This window comes from Paenibacillus sp. FSL R5-0636 (assembly GCF_037974255.1).
In the GTDB taxonomy this organism is placed as follows: Bacteria; Bacillota; Bacilli; order Paenibacillales; family Paenibacillaceae; genus Paenibacillus_AQ; species Paenibacillus_AQ odorifer.
Genome location: NZ_CP150232.1, coordinates 2,715,603 through 2,731,952, shown reverse-complemented (window position 1 = coordinate 2,731,952; position 16,350 = coordinate 2,715,603). Strand labels below are relative to the sequence as shown.

The 16,350-nt window shown below is 42.3% G+C and carries 18 protein-coding genes; 3 read left to right on the top strand and 15 right to left on the bottom strand.

From position 1 onward, the window contains the following. Window positions 1-151: 151 nt before the first annotated feature. The 6 genes from map to MKX34_RS12160 form a co-directional block, all read right to left on the bottom strand. Entirely contained in the window at window positions 152-898 is a 747-nt protein-coding gene (gene map, locus MKX34_RS12185; protein ID WP_076100706.1) for a type I methionyl aminopeptidase, read from the bottom strand. A gap of 32 nt (window positions 899-930) precedes the next feature. Then, on the bottom strand, window positions 931-1,917 hold the full coding sequence (locus MKX34_RS12180; protein ID WP_143763742.1) for a hypothetical protein: 987 nt from the start codon (window positions 1,915-1,917) through the stop codon (window positions 931-933). A gap of 168 nt (window positions 1,918-2,085) precedes the next feature. After that, window positions 2,086-2,712 (bottom strand): SGNH/GDSL hydrolase family protein, encoded by a 627-nt coding sequence (locus MKX34_RS12175; protein ID WP_076105487.1) that lies wholly within the window; start codon window positions 2,710-2,712, stop codon window positions 2,086-2,088. Between the two features lie 164 nt (window positions 2,713-2,876). Next, complete coding sequence (locus MKX34_RS12170) at window positions 2,877-4,055, bottom strand: NAD(P)/FAD-dependent oxidoreductase (protein WP_036685891.1); 1,179 nt, start codon at window positions 4,053-4,055, stop codon at window positions 2,877-2,879. 40 nt (window positions 4,056-4,095) lie between these two features. Further along, window positions 4,096-4,539: a DUF1641 domain-containing protein gene (locus tag MKX34_RS12165; RefSeq protein ID WP_036685888.1), complete on the bottom strand. Its 444-nt coding sequence runs from the start codon at window positions 4,537-4,539 to the stop codon at window positions 4,096-4,098. A 200-nt stretch (window positions 4,540-4,739) separates the two neighbouring features. Next, complete coding sequence (locus MKX34_RS12160) at window positions 4,740-5,582, bottom strand: DUF2785 domain-containing protein (RefSeq protein WP_076105486.1); 843 nt, start codon at window positions 5,580-5,582, stop codon at window positions 4,740-4,742. 220 nt (window positions 5,583-5,802) lie between these two features. Here MKX34_RS12160 and MKX34_RS12155 point away from each other — a divergent pair, with 220 nt between their 5' ends. Beyond that, the gene (locus MKX34_RS12155; protein WP_036685885.1) at window positions 5,803-6,420 is read left to right on the top strand and encodes a nitroreductase family protein; all 618 of its coding nucleotides are present in this window, start codon (window positions 5,803-5,805) and stop codon (window positions 6,418-6,420) included. 110 nt (window positions 6,421-6,530) lie between these two features. On the opposite strand, the gene MKX34_RS12150 is transcribed toward MKX34_RS12155, so the two are convergent. The 7 genes from MKX34_RS12150 to MKX34_RS12120 form a co-directional block, all read right to left on the bottom strand. Continuing rightward, on the bottom strand, window positions 6,531-7,151 hold the full coding sequence (locus MKX34_RS12150) for a hypothetical protein (RefSeq protein ID WP_076105485.1): 621 nt from the start codon (window positions 7,149-7,151) through the stop codon (window positions 6,531-6,533). 3 nt (window positions 7,152-7,154) lie between these two features. Then, complete coding sequence (locus MKX34_RS12145) at window positions 7,155-8,039, bottom strand: EFR1 family ferrodoxin (protein ID WP_076105484.1); 885 nt, start codon at window positions 8,037-8,039, stop codon at window positions 7,155-7,157. 183 nt (window positions 8,040-8,222) lie between these two features. Continuing rightward, window positions 8,223-9,365, bottom strand: coding sequence for a DNA polymerase III subunit beta (gene dnaN, locus MKX34_RS12140; protein WP_076105483.1), 1,143 nt, complete (start codon window positions 9,363-9,365; stop codon window positions 8,223-8,225). After that, complete coding sequence (locus tag MKX34_RS12135; protein ID WP_235219526.1) at window positions 9,366-9,701, bottom strand: hypothetical protein; 336 nt, start codon at window positions 9,699-9,701, stop codon at window positions 9,366-9,368. It abuts the gene before it with no gap. Between the two features lie 638 nt (window positions 9,702-10,339). Beyond that, the gene (locus tag MKX34_RS12130; RefSeq protein ID WP_256715508.1) at window positions 10,340-10,825 is read right to left on the bottom strand and encodes a DUF3888 domain-containing protein; all 486 of its coding nucleotides are present in this window, start codon (window positions 10,823-10,825) and stop codon (window positions 10,340-10,342) included. A gap of 60 nt (window positions 10,826-10,885) precedes the next feature. Beyond that, the gene (locus tag MKX34_RS12125; RefSeq protein ID WP_076105482.1) at window positions 10,886-11,848 is read right to left on the bottom strand and encodes a phosphotransferase; all 963 of its coding nucleotides are present in this window, start codon (window positions 11,846-11,848) and stop codon (window positions 10,886-10,888) included. Beyond that, window positions 11,845-12,006, bottom strand: a complete 162-nt coding sequence (locus MKX34_RS12120; protein WP_179089302.1) for a hypothetical protein — start codon at window positions 12,004-12,006, stop codon at window positions 11,845-11,847. The genes MKX34_RS12125 and MKX34_RS12120 overlap by 4 nt, the downstream gene beginning before the upstream one ends. A 174-nt stretch (window positions 12,007-12,180) precedes the next feature. Between MKX34_RS12120 and MKX34_RS12115 the strand changes: the two genes are divergently transcribed. Then, complete coding sequence (locus tag MKX34_RS12115; RefSeq protein WP_036686510.1) at window positions 12,181-13,395, top strand: MFS transporter; 1,215 nt, start codon at window positions 12,181-12,183, stop codon at window positions 13,393-13,395. Window positions 13,396-13,470: 75 nt separating this feature from the next. On the opposite strand, the gene MKX34_RS12110 is transcribed toward MKX34_RS12115, so the two are convergent. Both MKX34_RS12110 and MKX34_RS12105 read right to left on the bottom strand, forming a co-directional pair. Further along, window positions 13,471-14,181, bottom strand: a complete 711-nt coding sequence (locus MKX34_RS12110; RefSeq protein WP_036685878.1) for an SAM-dependent methyltransferase — start codon at window positions 14,179-14,181, stop codon at window positions 13,471-13,473. Between the two features lie 388 nt (window positions 14,182-14,569). After that, window positions 14,570-15,463 carry a LysR family transcriptional regulator gene (locus MKX34_RS12105; protein WP_076105480.1) on the bottom strand — a complete coding sequence of 298 codons (894 nt, stop codon included), beginning with the start codon at window positions 15,461-15,463 and terminating at the stop codon, window positions 14,570-14,572. A 131-nt stretch (window positions 15,464-15,594) separates the two neighbouring features. On the opposite strand from MKX34_RS12105, the gene MKX34_RS12100 reads away from it, so the two are divergent. Beyond that, window positions 15,595-16,335 carry an SDR family NAD(P)-dependent oxidoreductase gene (locus MKX34_RS12100; protein ID WP_076105479.1) on the top strand — a complete coding sequence of 247 codons (741 nt, stop codon included), beginning with the start codon at window positions 15,595-15,597 and terminating at the stop codon, window positions 16,333-16,335. Window positions 16,336-16,350: the final 15 nt, after the last annotated feature.

The window sequence follows — 16,350 nt, the reverse complement described above, 5'->3', positions numbered from 1 at the left end:
ATAGACAGGTCTCTTTAAAGTATTTACCGCATTGCCACTTATCACGGCTAATAACAACTTCGCTAAAGACATGGAAGGAACGGAGGGTCCGGGTAAGGGCTTTTGCTCATATCCCCCTCCATCCTCCACCCCTTTAAGTCGCTATTCGGGCTTACACACTAGTCAGAATAATAGGCTCACCTTTAGTCACGATAATCGTATGTTCAAACTGCGCTACCCGACCGTTATCTACAACACTTAGCGTCCAGCCATCCGATTGCTGCTCAACATAGTCCGCTCCAGTCGAGAGGAAAGGCTCTACTGTAATTACTTGTCCTTCCTTCAGTACTGTGGTCACTCTTGGATTATAGAAGGGTAGAATTTCAAAAGGCTTCTCATGCAGTGATTTGCCAATTCCATGGCTGCACAGATTACGCACCACTCTATAACCGCGTTTGCGAGCTTCAAGTTCCATCATTCTGCCGATCTCGTTAACCTTCATCCCTGCCCGCAGATGATTGATCACACTCATCATGGTTTCCTCAGTACTCCGGCATAAACGCAGAATATCATCGTTATAGGGCGGCAGTTGAAAAGAAACGCCAGCATCCCCATAATACCCATTCAGCTCAGCAGAGACATCAATGTTGATCAAATCGCCGGCATTAATCACTCTCGGACCCGGAATACCATGAGCAACCTCTTCGTTCACACTGATGCAGGTGCTGCCCGGGAAATTATAAGTTATCTTCGGGGCTGAGGATGCTCCGAAGCTTTCCAGAATCTCAGCTCCAATAAGATCCAACTCCGCAGTCGTCATCCCAGGGGTTACTTTCTTTTTCATCTCGGCGATGGTGTGGCCCACCACTTTTCCAATAGCTTTTAACCCTTCTAAATCTTGTACCGTATCACTTGTCATCCAACACACATTCCTCTCACTTCATGAATTAATCAATTGTCCAGCCTCTGAAATGCACTCCCTACCCACTGAAAAGTATCTTCCACTTGTTTGCCTGCTGCGATATCGTAGTAACTTCTCTTGAAGCTATGCTCATCAACTTTATCCAGCTTTATGGAATACCGCTCAGGACTGCTGATAAACAGCTGATTTTCAGGTTTAATAGGCAGTTCTTCTATCACGTTATTTCTTCTGAGTGTAAAAAGCTTGTAGAAATAACCGTTACTCGTTCCATATTGTCCGATCGTAAAATCGGGATCACCGTCTCCATTATAATCCTCAAACTGAAGCTGGAAAAAATCATTAAAGGTCTGGGCAAATTGATCATTTAACGGATAGCTACTCAGCGTTTTCCCTTGCTCATCAGTCACAACTAGTCTAAATCGGCCACTCCAGTTTCTTCCCGTTAACGGACTGGGTGTAGTCCAATCTTCGCTATATCTCCCCTCTAGCAGTTGCAGATTTAAAAATCCCGCTCTGCCTGTGACCGGAGACAGTTCATTATGTGATAGGGTTACTGGACCTGTTACCTCGACAGAAGTCTCCACAGGGTCTGCCTGTTCAATGTTCTTCGTATCGATTGTTCCATAAATGAGCTTTCTTAACTGGTCAGAGTTTTTTACAGGAATCGTGTAGCCCTGACTGCTGTTCTCCGCTGTAGTAAACATCCCTTCATGTCCAAGTTGATCTCCAAGCGCTATGTAATAGTCTTCCGAATAGCCGTCCCCATAAACAAGCTTCATTTCAAATTCCGGACCCCAATCCAGATCATCAGAAAATTTCTTACTCTTGTTCATAGCCTCCGCTAGCGTCTTGATCAAAACAGAATCCTTTAGCGTTAAGCTCTCTGAGTGCAAAGGACGATCCGCTTGTTTCTGATCACTAGTTGCCACGGGTGTCAACGACACGCCTTCGATCCATCTGGCATTGATGAAGCCCAAATCACTTTTACATCCGCTTAACACTACGACCAATAACAAAGGTGCTATCCATATTAACCGCCTAATGCGAATCGCCTCCAATACATAAGCATATTCCAATTATAACAGTGTCTATAAATATATAAAAACGACTTTACTAACACGCGATTAAAAAAAGACTACAACCTGCTTATTAAAGCGTGGTTCTAGTCTTATAATGACAATTGATTAGATTGCTCCCATCGTTTTGAGCCAAGCATCCGCAATAAGTGCATGACCTGCAGGAGTAGGATGTACTCCATCATATGCCCAGTAAGCCGGTTTTGCTTTTACGGAGGCCGCTGCAAAAAGTCCATCTAGCGGAACCAGCGGCGCCCCATATTCACGTGCCAGCTCGCGGACAATATGAATTTTAGGATCAAGATCCTGACGCCAAGTTCTACGATCTTCCGGTACAGGCAAAACAAAAGGCTCTATAAGAACTAATTTAGCATCCAAAGATTTCTGAGTGCGTTTAATCAGGTCCCGATATGAAGCTTCAAACTGCTCGGGAGTGGTTTCTTCACCAGAATCAAAACGGCGCCAAGTGTCGTTAATTCCAATATAAATGGACACCCAAGTCGGCTTCAAATCCAGGCAATCCTTATCCCAACGCCCCTGTAAATCAACAATACGGTTGCCACCAATGCCACGGTTAATAAAAGTAAGATTCTTCTCTTGGTATAAATACCCCAGACGAGCGGCGACCATCATTGCATAACCCACTCCAAGCGATGAAGCGTCTTCATGATTACGTCCCCAGTCTGTTATGCTGTCACCTTGAAACAGAATGACATCGTTTTGTTGGAATATCATAAATGAAATCCTCCTCTAACTACCTCTGTTAATATAACCCAATCTATTATATCAAATACAATGAATACAGCCTACTACGAAACATCAATAATGCAAACATTTCACTAAAAAAACAATAACAAAAACCCCGCTCAGATTCGAGCAGGGTTTAGGGTTAAACTATATTAGTAAGCTAGGCTGAACAATCCTTTAATGTGGGACAAGTAACGAATATTACTTGCTTCCTTCATCAGAGTTGCAGGCAAGCCTTTTAACGGAGTAGAACTTGCACCAACGATGGCTACACCGTCTTTACGGCCTAAGCTAGCAAGCGTACCAGAGTTGATTGGGCTAAAGCTTTCAAACGATTTATTTTTCAAGAAGGCATACAGATTGTATCCGATCAATTCACCCATTTGCCAAGCGATTTGAGCAGTTGGAGGGTATGGACGTCCATCTTCTGCAAAGACCACCGCGCTGTCACCAGCAACGAATACATCTTTGTGAGAAGTGGATTGCAAGAACTCATTCACCGTTGCACGACCGCGGTTAACTTCAAGACCGGATTCGCCGATGAGTGGATTTCCTTGTACGCCACCAGTCCATACAAACGTGTTAGCAATAATTTTTTGACCGTCTTTCAAGTCAATCGCATTGCCTTCTACATTCGTAACAGGAAGACCTGTCAAGAATTGAACACCACGTTTTTCCAAGCTTGCTACAGCACGTTCGATCAATGCATCTGGCAATACTGGAAGGATTTTAGGACCTGCTTCAACGAGCATAAGCTTAATTTCTTTAGGATCAACGCCATATTTTTTAGTAAGTGTAGGCAATACATCCGCGATTTCACCAACAAGCTCAACACCTGTTAAGCCGCCGCCACCGATTAGGATGTTTGCATCTGCTTCATTTTTCGATTTCGCATATTCACGAATACGATCCTCAATATGTTGATGAATTTTGTTAGCATCTGCAGCTGATTTCAATACCATACTGTATTGTTCAAGCCCTGGAATGCCAAAATAAGCTGTAGTGCTGCCAAGACCTACAACAAGCGCGTCATAAGTTAGTGTCACACCATCAGAAAGAACAATTTGTTTGTTCTCCACAGAAAATGAATTAACCTTCGCGATTTTCAGGTCAATATCTTTACCTGCGAAAAGCTTAGTTAGAGGCATAGCAACAGCACCCTCTGCAACACTACCTGCTGCAAGACGATGCAATTCTGTGATGATTTGGTGGGTAGGATACTGATTAACTACAGTAATTTTAGCTTCATCTTTTTTGAGATACTTGCGTACGGTTAAGGCGCTTAGTAGACCACCATAACCTGCTCCTAGAATGACAATATGTTTAGACATGATGTTTCCTCCGTCCCTTACGAATAAGATATGAAAATGATTATTTCTGCTTACTGCGTTCTCCAGCAACTTGAAGGTATGCATTTACGAAACGGAAAAGCTTTTGTGCTTGTGGATCTTTCAACAACTTCATAAGACCAAAAAGACCAATAACTTCGTTACTTTCATTCGCACGATCTTTTGCTTCGATCACTGTAGCTGCCATATTCTTCGCGGAATGCACTACAGGTTCAGCAAGTTCTTTAATTGCACTTACCGTATCACTTTTCAAGACATCATCCGCTGCGACAGTTTGCACAAAGTCATAGGACTTTGTAAGCACGCCAACAAGCTCAGTTAATTTTGGCAGCTGTTCCACCAAGACTGTTAATGATTCCTGAACTTCTGGTTTCAAGAGCTGCTCTAGAACATCCATTTGTTCCTTGCTAACAGCTACTTTTGGTGATTCTTGTTCAGGTTGTGTTTGAGTGATTGATTCTGACATATCCAAATCTCCTCTGCAATAAGCTTTGCTGCTTAATAGTAATGAAAAACATAAGAACTTTTAACGCCATATTTCTATTATAGCACTTATCAAGTTATAAATGTCACAAAGTTTTTGAATTTCCATAAAATTTTGTGATTTTTATTACATTATAATAAATTATTTAAATTACCAGTGTTAATTAAAACCGTTTGAGTGAATTAATGTACAAATTCATTCAAATTCTTCTCAGTTTTCAACAAAACATCCACAATGTCCATATTCTTCTCTGTTAGAAGTAACCTGAAATAAAGAGAACGCAGGAAGTTCTTTGTATTTATTCGAGTAACATACTGGCTGTGGCTTCTAGGCCAACTGCCACATTGCGCCAAGTTGAGAATCCAATCGGTTATAGACTGCTGTGGAAGTAAATGATGATCGATGATTGTAACTATAATAGTAGCAATCCGTTCATCTTCTTCCTCCCTGAATATGTATTGATCGTTATAAAGCATCTTTTGAACAACTGTCAGAACCTCTTCCCGCACCTCGGCATCACTCTCCGAGCATAAAACCAGCTCATCCAAGGCGTCTGCGCCATGGGCTGCTGCGTGTGCCCAGCCTTCTTTTTCCATATAACCTCTTAAATCCCGTTCTTCCTTATAATAATGAATTAAACCCTGCTTCACCTTTGTAAATTCAGAGCTATCCAATATAGCCTTTTCCCTATGCCGCTGGAGAATAAGAGCAACAACCAATACAGAAAATGTTCTTGTATACACCGTCTGATCTTCTTTGTTCCCAATGTGATAAAACAGATGCTGCTCGTCAAGGAGTATCCACAGCAGTTCACGAAGCTCCGCATCATTAAACCAATGTTTCTCATTAATCCATTTGTAGAATGTGGAATAAATCAATTCATCACGCAGCATAGGCTCGGGAACTCCTAAATGCTCAAGCATCAACTTCACATAATCCTTTATGTCCTCTCCACTTCTAAGCTCGTAGTCATTCTCTTCGATTCTTTGCAAATCTATCATCAATCGTTCTCTACTATTAATCAATTTATCCACCTTTCATTCACCGTGTTTTTACATATCCTAATATCCTAATTTATGTCCTATTTTTTTACAACAGGGTATTCAAGATTAACTTCAATAAATTTTATCATTGACGAATTTTATAGGCTGTGTTATTTTGAGTTAGTAACATTTAGTTAGTAAATTTACAAATATCAGGTGTTTATATTTTACAACCGAATACATACACAACGGAGGAATACTTATGAGCGCTTTTACAGACTTGATTCAGTCCCGCAGATCCGCTATGAATTTTGTGGAAGGGGTCACCATCCCTCAAAATGAATTAGAGGAAATGTTCTCTTACGCCAGATTGGCACCATCGGCCTATAATCTACAGCATACAAATTACAAAGTGATATCTAACGAGAGCTTAAAAGAAGAAATTCGCGAAGCGGCTTACGGCCAATATAAAATCCATACTGCTTCAGCAGTTATTGTAGTGCTAGGAGATAAGCATGCTTATCAGCAGGCTCCAGAAATCTATGGCGGGCTTAAAGCTTTAGGAGCGATGTCACAAGAGGAATATGATGAGCAAATAGAGATGATTAACAATGCTTACATTGATAAGGATGCTTTTCAAAGAGATGAAGCAATACGTAATGCCTCTCTCTCGGCCATGCACTTTATGCTGATCGCCAAAGATAAAGGCTGGGATACCTGCCCGATGATCGGCTTCGATGCTGATGTTATCCAATCCACCTTGAATCTGCCGGATCATATGGTACCTGTTATGCTGATCACGATCGGCAAAGACAAAAAACATAAAATCAGACCCCGCGGCTACCGTAAGCCAGTCAACGAATTCGTTGAGTTCATCTGATTATAGATACAGCAAAACGTTCCATCCGAGGCAAGTAGCGGGTGGAACGTTTTTTAATTGAAACTCATCATGAAGATAGTCGACCATGCGCTCGTTATATAGAAGAAGTTTTACTTCGCATATTGTAAAATGGCAATCGCTGCTCGTTCCCGTCGTTCGGAGTCATCACAAATCAAAGCTTCTTTCAAAATATTAAGCGCCTTAGAGAGCATCTCCTCATCCAATTGCAGCGGACTATTCACTTCTTGTTCATTAGCAGAAACACCTGTAATCCACAGATCCAAGCGAGCACTTGGTTTTGGACCCTTATATTGTACAACCGGTGCACTTTGGTTAAATAACTCCCGCAGGCCTGTGTTTAGTTCAGAAATCGGCAGACTTTTCAACCACGTTACACCACGCCGATGGCATGTACCCTCGTCAACATTATCATTTAACTCGTTGTAAAAATAATCTCCGAGGTCTCCGAGATGTACCCAATCTCCATCGGCCACCAGCACATAATCTCCATCTTGCATCGTATGTACAAATAGCTGAAGGGCTTGCAGATGTTGCATAAGCTCCGGCTCACTATATTGGTAAGTACCGATTAATCGATCATGAAGTTCCTCTATGCTTAGATTCTCCAGATCCCCTATTCCGGGGTAGCCGATACTCACATAATTATCCTCCAAAAATGTGCTGATCCGCTCAATCCCCAGTGGCTTAGATCCCATCCGAAACAGATTCATATGTCATTCCTCCAAATACTTAATAAAATGCTTATAGTAGCCCTTGGATTTGGGAGTAACAAACCGTCCATCATTCGCAGAATCCTTCATTAGTTTATGAAGATTCGGACCTCCAGTATAGGGATCTACTACGCTAGCCTTCAGTCTTGTCGCTTGGATTGCCTTCTGAGGACAAGAATAAACACAACGCATACATAATAAACAATTTTGACTGAAAACAATTCCTTCTACGCCGCTACTAATATTGGATGTTGGACAGTTGCTGACACATTTTAAACATAGTGTGCAAGCGTCCGTTGTACTCAATCCTTTGGCGAAGTATTTTCCCCCTTGGTGTTCCTCACAATAATATACTGTTCTCAGAACCCGCTCCAACACAGGGTGAATCGGCAGATTTCGTGGTGTTCGGTTTACGATTTCCTCTGCAAACAATTCCACCTTACGCTGTGCGGCTTGGTACAACTGCTTATTCAACCTGTCATCATATTTGATATAAAAATTACATGGCATCGCCAAAATGGAATTGTGAAAAGGGATATATCCCTTCCCACGCAAAGAACGAAGAACCGTATTCGAAGCACCGTTATTGATATAGTGTGGAGAGGATGCCGTTTTGAATACAAATGCCGGGGTTCCATTACATTCAGGCAGCTGATCTGCAAAATGTTCAACAAAACCGGAAGCGCCAAAGCCTAGAACCGGATGACCAATACCTATAAGATCATAGGCTTCATATTCTACAGAACGAGTGCCTTTAATAATATCTTCCACTCTAAACAAATCTACGTCTTGCCCTTTACTTCTTAGCCTTTCAGCAAATTGCTTAGCAATAATCTCCGTATTGCCAGTACCTGAGAAATAAAATATGGCCGTCTTTGCATTATGCATTCCATCCCCTCCCAGATCAAATATACCTCATTCCCGTCTGGGAAAGCTGTGATGCTGAAGTGGGTTTGGGCTATTTCGGACTCAGTTGCTCTTATTTCTATAATTTCGCTCGTTTTGCCACACTATCAGACTCAGTTGCAGCTATTCGCTCAAATGTACTCAAATACTGCAATTAACATATCCTCAATCATGCGTCCTCACAGGAGTAATTAAAAAAAGTGTGGACGAAGATGCGTCTACAGGCAGGATCACCAGCGGTCTTTCTTTTCCCGCGAACCTGATTCTAAGCGTCTCACTATCAATCGCCCGAAGGATGTCCCTGAAATATTTTCCGTTAAAGGCTACTCGAAAATGATCACCCTCTAGATGCTCCAAAGGAATCTCTTCTTTTACATCCCCAATTTCTGCAGTCTTGGACACTAAACTTAGCGTGTTAGAAGGAAGTACGCTGAGCATAACACTCTCACCAGCCAATATAGAAATACGTTCAACCACATGTAACAAACGGTCTGTCTTAACAATCACTTCGGAGAGATACGCTTTTGGGATTAAATTATTGACAGAGGGATAAGTTCCTTCTAGAAGGGCAGACTGAACCCTCAATCCATTAGAAATAAATCTGATCTGCTTGGGGCCTATTTCTAAATCGGTGCTGCTGTCTGCATCATCGCTTAATATTTTTAAAAGATCCTCCAGGCTGCTGCCCGGGATTACAACATCTAAAGGAATTGCACCGTAATCTTCTATGCTTTCAACAATATGCTGGGCGAAGCGGATGCCATCAGTGGCGACTACACGAATATTTCGCTTATCTATTTGAAGCAAAACTCCTGTGAGCACAGGTCTGGTTTCCGATGAAGAGACCGCAAAAACCACTCTTTTAAATATTTGCTTCAGGAGAGTGTTCTTCATGCTTATCTTTTGAATGTTTGGATGATCTATGTATTGGATTCTTGGAAACTCTGCCGCATCCATTCCACATAAACGAAATTGAGTGTTCCCTGATTGAATGTTTAGAATCAATGCCTCTTCGATTTCCAGCCTAATTAGTCCAGGATCAAGCTTACGAATGATCTCATAAAAATAACGCGCGGGAACTACGATCTCACCTGTGTTGTGCACAACCATCGAATCCATCTTCACAGGGAGCTTATATTCAATGGTCATTCTTATATTGCTGGCTGTTAATATCAGACCCTGAGTTTGCGCCTGAATAAGTATTCCTGAAAGAACACGTGAGGAACTATTCGCGGATATGGCTTTTAATGCTGCCTGTAATGCGGTACTAAGAGAATCTTTTGATACATGGATTAGCAAAGACTTCACCTAACTCTCCTTAGATTCCTTTACAAAATGCGCCTCAATAATGTTCCGAAATACTTGAGAGCGAGATGCGTTCTGATCCGCACAAGCCTGCTCTATCTCCTGCCAAACGTCCTCAGATAACGTCAAAGATACCTTTTTAGTTACACCAGTGCTTTTTCTACCCGCACCCTCCCGAAGACCTCCCCTTGTAAAAAGAAACCCCAACTGCCCATCTTTAGTAGCTACACCTACTTTAACTTTATCCTCGTTGTTACTTGCGCTATCGCTAGTGACTTTATCTTTAATTTCGCTAAAATTGCTCCTCTTGTGTACGCCTTCGAATTTATGATCACCCAATCCCTCGCACCTCCGTATTTGAATTTAGTAACTTAAATCAATGCATTCACTAATTTCATAATACCATAATCGCCATTAATCCACCACAAGTCTAACCACAAAAAAAACACCCCAAAGATCGGAGTGTGTGTGGTGGGCTAGGCATGAGTTTGGTATGCGTTGGGTATGAGTTGGGTATTGCAACGTTAACCCATGGATTTTTTATTTTGCTTAAATTTTTTTGTGAATGTATGAGTTAATTGCACTTTATACAACTATAAACAATACATAGTGCTGCCCGAGCGAAATAAGTGTATTCTCTGCAACTAAATTCATCGATATTAACAAATTAGTGTGAAAAGACTTCTTTTAACTGCACCAAATGCAACTAAAAGTGACTAAGCTTATTATCTCCTGCAAATAAGTGCATAAACTGCAACTATCCCGTTTACCCGCTCCCGGACACACGCACTCACCCTCATCACGCCACTAGCCCAACCTTCCTCCCCTCTCACTCACCATCTCCTAAGACTCCCTTCCCTACTCAACCCATTACCTTTACCGCAGAACTCCCTACTCATGTAAAAATAGCTCGCCTCATAACTCAACGCGCGGCACATATTAACATCTACTCTTCCGCCCGCCTTACCTAAACTACACTATCTCAGGATGTTCTGATAATTTGGTGGGAAGTCTGACTTTTGGGGGTCTTTTAGATGCTTGAACGATTCAAGCTTCACCTTAGGACCAGGAGAGATCCTAAAAGTCATGGTATCTTCTCCAACTGAAATATGTGGACCTACTGTAGGATATACGTTAAGTGTAATCAAGAAATCAAACCCACGGAAACCATTGAGCCGCTTCACCTCAGTCACATCCACAAAGTAAGGATAAACCATTGGCGATTCTCGCAGAAGCGGTGAATAAATATCTGCAATTTTTTTCTCAATATGGGGTAAAAGAAATAACATCAGCATGTCTTGAAACTTAAGTTCGCGAGAATCTTGATCTGGCAGTTGAAGTCCCGAATCAGACCTGGAGGGCGTTATAGATTGAGGTTGAATTAACCTATTAGCGGAGCAAGGTTGTGGCGTCAGAACAAGCATCACTGCGACAAGAAGGGGAGCAATCCAGCTTTTTTTCATCACAATAGCCTCCTTAGGGAACTTTATATAAATTCCCCAAAGAGACCCTATTTTTATACGTTAAATCTCAATCCTGTCAAAAAGAAAGGGTTCTCCCTTAAGATAATTTTTCAGGATCGCTAGCGCATAGGGCTGTTCTGCTTTTAGACCCTCAGTTTCCCTAGGATCGGATACGTGATGGCAATAATTTTCGATCATAACCATGACCGTAAAATTCTCTAAAGTCTGAACCCACTCCCCATCGAGCTTGGCGATACTTTCGTACCCCTTAATGACCCCTTCTCTTTGCAATGGATACAGTCCAAGAAGGGTATGTGCCACGTCATAAAGATAATACCCCCAACCACATCTTCCAAAATCAATCGGCCGAGGCTCACCCTCTTTAAATATGATATTGCCTTGATGTAAATCTCCATGGATAACGCCATAAGACCTTCTGTTCTTATTTTTATGCTGCTTGCTTAGCCAATTGTATAACTTCTCAGCTGCCGACTGATACAGCACAAACTCTTCATCCGTAAGAAAACAATGATAATGCAGCTTTAAACGAAGCATTGCTTTTCGAAAGCTATGTTCATCCCAAACAGGACGATTAAAGCCAGGGGGTAACTCCAGCTCCTGTGCCGCCTTATGTAGCTTGGCTAATAGAACACCTTCTTTGTACATTTGTTCTTCGGTAAGATTTTCATTCGCATGTTCCCCTTCAACCCAGCGCATTAAAGAGGCATACACGCCTTCTCCATTTCCCTGTTCCACTTTGAACGTTACAGCACCCGTGCGATCATGAACACCTTTTGGCAGGGGGACATCAATTTTGCTCCTTAAAAGCTCCAGCCACGCGATTTCGGAGTTAATTTCCTCTTTAGATCTCCCCGAATGAAGGCGCAGTAAAAAAGTTCCCTCTTTATTAGTTTCGATTACAAAGGTACAGTTATCCGATAGCTGGTTAAAACGAATCTGCGTCCAATCCAGGTCAAAGTTCTGAAGCGCTATTAAAGCTGCCTGCTTATAATTTTTTCTCATCGCAAAGGAAGGAACACTTCAGCCTCATCGGGCCAGGAAGGGTTCGCAATTTGATAGAATTCTATATCCAATCCACGATCATTACTCTGCAAACTGTTATTAAATTCTCGCTTCATTTCCGGCAATTCAAGCACTTGGACTTGGCCTTCAACATTCATATATAACCATCCCTTCAATGATCTATAAAAATGAAAACTATCTGAAAAAATATTTATCTTGAAAATATTTTCAGAAAACTAAATAATAGAAAAGCAATACTTACATGTCGGATCTATCATCTTAACCAAGGTGGAGCTTCATTACAGGCAGAAGAAAGGTTGAACATCGGCATCATGAATGCAATTCCAAACCTCAACAAGGCACAAACACGCAAAGAACGAGCAGGGAAAGAGCCCTTTCCCATCTCTATACTTTCTCTTACGGTAGGCGCTTTTGCGATTGGTATGACTGAGTTTGTTATTATGGGTATTTTACCAAATGTCGCCAACGATTTACAGGTTAGTATTTCGACTGCTGGCCAACTCATTACAATGTACGCACTTGGAGTGGCCGTTGGCGCACCCATCCTGACCATTCTCACGCAGCGCATTCCGCAAAAGAAACTGTTATGCCTTCTCATGATTCTTTTTATACTGGGCAACGGAATCTCTGTGTTTGCACCCAACTATACCGTTCTCATGGTAGCTCGTATAATTACAGCTTTAACTCATGGTACTTTTTTTGGGGTTGGCGCAGTCATTGCATCCAATCTTGTACAACCCAATAAGCGGGCCGGAGCCGTATCTATTATGATGGCAGGTTTAACGATAGCCAATATTGTCGGAGTTCCTCTAGGAACATTTATTGGACAAAGTATGGGCTGGCGGGCCTCATTTGCAGCGATTGCTGTCATGGGAGTCGCCGCGCTGATCGGCATCCTCATTTTTATTCCAAAGCTTAAACAAGAGAAACCAGCGAGTGTTATCCAGCAGATTGCTGCTCTGGCTAATCCAAAGCTGCTGCTATTCTTATTGATCGGGGCGTTAGGGAACGCCAGCTTGTTCACCGTGTTCACATATATTACTCCACTGCTTGAAGAAGTGACTGGTTTTGCTGAACATAGTGTGACTTGGATTCTAGTCTTATTCGGCTGTGGGGTGACCATCGGGAACATCGTTGGCGGAAAGCTTGCGGATTGGAAGCTGATGCCTTCTATCGTGGGACTTTATTTTGCAGTCAGTATGATTCTAACGATCTTTTCCTTCACGATGCATAGCCCAATAGCTGCGGTAATCACAATATTTTTCTGGGGTATGGTGTCCTTTGCGGTCATGCCAGGTCTGCAAATACGGATTATGAGTCTGGCTCAGGCAGCCCCTGCACTTGCTTCAACGACCAGCCACTCCGCCGGGAATCTCGGTAACGCAGCGGGTGCCTTTATTGGTGGTTGGGTTATTTCTCATCTAGCGATCACTTCGCTTCCTTGGGTCGGTGCGGTTCTAGTGGGCCTTGGTCTGGTATTAGGCATAGCTTGTTTTGTAGCAGAACGGAAAGAAAGTGTAGCGTAAGCTTTATAGATATTTATACAAAAAACGAGGGCGCTCCCAAAGTCATCATGGCTTGAGGCACCCTCGTTTTATATTTCAGAGGAACAATTCTGCTCTTCTAATCTTCAACATCTGCTTTGCACCTTTTTGAAATTCATAAGGAACCTCTAGTTCCTCTGCAGTAAATCCTTGTCTTACCAAATCATCAATAAGGCGGTCTAAATGCTCATACCTTTTGCAAGAAAGATCGACTAGTGGAAAGATTCGAAGCTCGCCTCTCGTCACCCGCATGAGTTCCTTAACAGTCTCTAGATGGAATTCATAGTCCAGCCGATCGCTGTACATAAATAGAAAGTGAGCAGATAATGTCAGATCAAATGCTTCATCCGCAAAAGGCAGATCCGGAAGTACCACAGGAACATAATGCTCCGGGGTTTGTTTTCGATCCTTAGTGCTGGCGGTTAAAGCTGCGTTTCTCGCTTCGGTCAGTCCCTCGATTGATTTAAAGTAGTTCCAAACGAAATTATCCTGTACTTTTTCCATTCCGGACATCGCATGTGCAATATCTAGAACCCCTTTGACTGCCAGCTCATCTTCAGAGTAATAGTAAGCAATATCAGCAGCCGTTACTTCACCACCCAACTGATTCGCTATTGCTGTAAAAGAGCAAGCACCCGCAGGACAATCCAGAATTCTCTGGCCGATAAGATCTGATTCCAGCAAATCAAACATACGTATATATTCCTCATAGGTCCTGCCAATAAAAACAATTCTCTCCAAATCAAGTTTTCCCTTTGCTCCGCTCATCTCAGCTCACCTTTCCTCTTCTATGCTCATCTACACTTCTACTTCTGTTTTATTATACGAATCAGGTAATCCATTAGAATACCCAAAATCAAAAACGTTCCAAAATGAATAATATAAGTTGGGAATCTGACGCTGATTAACGCACTATTGGTTTCCCATCTCGGATTATTTACATCAACCATGAAGCTTTCAAAAGGTTCTGTAAAGATCAGTGTATCTATAATAGGGTTCAAACGGACAAGAATAATATTCGCGATCCCCACCCCCAGATAGTCACTCAGACAGATGATGATACTTATAATCGAAAGCCAGAAACTGAATTTCCTCCTAAAAAACATCAAACACCGCCCTTTCTATTTTTTCTATTTCTTAACAATTCGTTTAAAATTCAAAATATCCTTGTCACGGTTAGTTCTTGTTTTAAAAAATGATACAATCTGGAGCTCGCTAGCTTGAGCGGATAATCTGAAAGTTTACATAGGATCCCACAGGTCATATCAATAACCTTCCCCTCCAGCTTCCGTACTATAGTTCCTGCCGGGGCTGGATTCAGCACAATCTCAGGAACAAGTGCCACGCCTAAACCACTTCCCACAAAATATTTCAGCGCTGTCATACTCCCAATCTCCATTGTTTCTAGTGGCGGCCCGCCTGATTCCTGCAGCACACTTTCTAATTTTTTGCGATAAGGACAATTCGCTGCCGTAATCAGTAAGCGATGACTCTGTAGATCCTCTGGGGTGATATGTTCCTTGGATGCTAGCGGATGCTCTTCTGGCAAAAGTAACAAGAATTCCTCCGCAAATAACGGTTCAAAATAAAGCTCCTTACCGAGCTCTGGTGCCGAACACACTGCCAAATCAATTTCACCACGCAGGAGTAATTCACTAAGTGCGGCGGTTCCCGCAATATCCACGGAGACCTTCACTTTAGGAAATTGCACCATAAACCTACTTAAAAGCTGCGGCAAACGATAGCTCGCCGTCGGGTCCGTTACTCCTAATCGCACGTTGCCAGCTTCTCCTATTTTTAAATCAGCCAAACGGCTCTCTAGTCGTTCCATATCTTTAACGATATGTAAGCTCTCTTCATAAAACAATCTGCCTGCTTCTGTTAAGCTGATTTGCTTACCCCGCTCAAGCAATTGACATCCCAGATCAGATTCAAGCCTTTGCATCTGCATCGTAACTGTAGATTGGGCATAGTTCAATTCTTCTGCGGCACGATTAAAGCTTCCGGAAGTTACGATTGTTTGAAAGGTTTTTATTGTTTTTAGATCCATCCTAGTGTCCTCCAGTGTTCAATTCAAATAAATTGAACCAAACCTTCATTATATTCAATTATACGAAATCCACTTTTCTCTATAGAATACTTTATATCAACAACATACGCCAACTTAAGGAGTGCATGAGGATGGATCTCAACAATAAAGTCGCATTAGTAACTGGTGGAGGGACTGGAATTGGCAAAGCTGTAAGCTTGGAACTATCCAAACGCGGGGCTCACGTCGTAGTGAACTATTCTAGATCTGAGGATGAAGCCATTGAAACCGTAAAGACAATTCTGAATCAAGGGGGGCAGGCTATAGCAATACAAGCCAACGTTTCTAAAGATCAAGAAGTGCAGAGTATGGTGGATTCGATTATTCAGCATTTCGGGACAATAGATCTGCTAGTGAATAATGCCAGTATAACTAAACATATTGCTCTCGGAGATCTGGAAAAGGCAACCGAGGAAGTATGGGATGAGCTATATGATGTAAATGTGAAAGGAATGTTTTTCTGCGCCAGAGCGGTTGCACCATATATGAATCATAAAAATTCAGGAGCCATCATCAATCTCGGCAGCATCGCTGGACAGACAGGCTTAGGCTCCTCCCTTCCTTATGCCGTCTCCAAAGCGGCTGTCCACGGTCTTACGAAATCGCTGGCACACGCGCTGGCTCCAAATATTAGAGTTAACTGTGTAGCACCGGGCGCCGTTGCTACTAGATGGTGGGCTGGACGAGAAGAACAGATGTATAAACTAGCCCCTAATCTGCTGCTTCAGCATATTTCAACCCCCGAAGATATCGCCCAGTTCGTCTGCGCTGCGCTAGAACAGGAAGCAATGACTGGACAGATCATTACCATAGATAGCGGACAAACATTGTAACAGCCAAAACAGCTA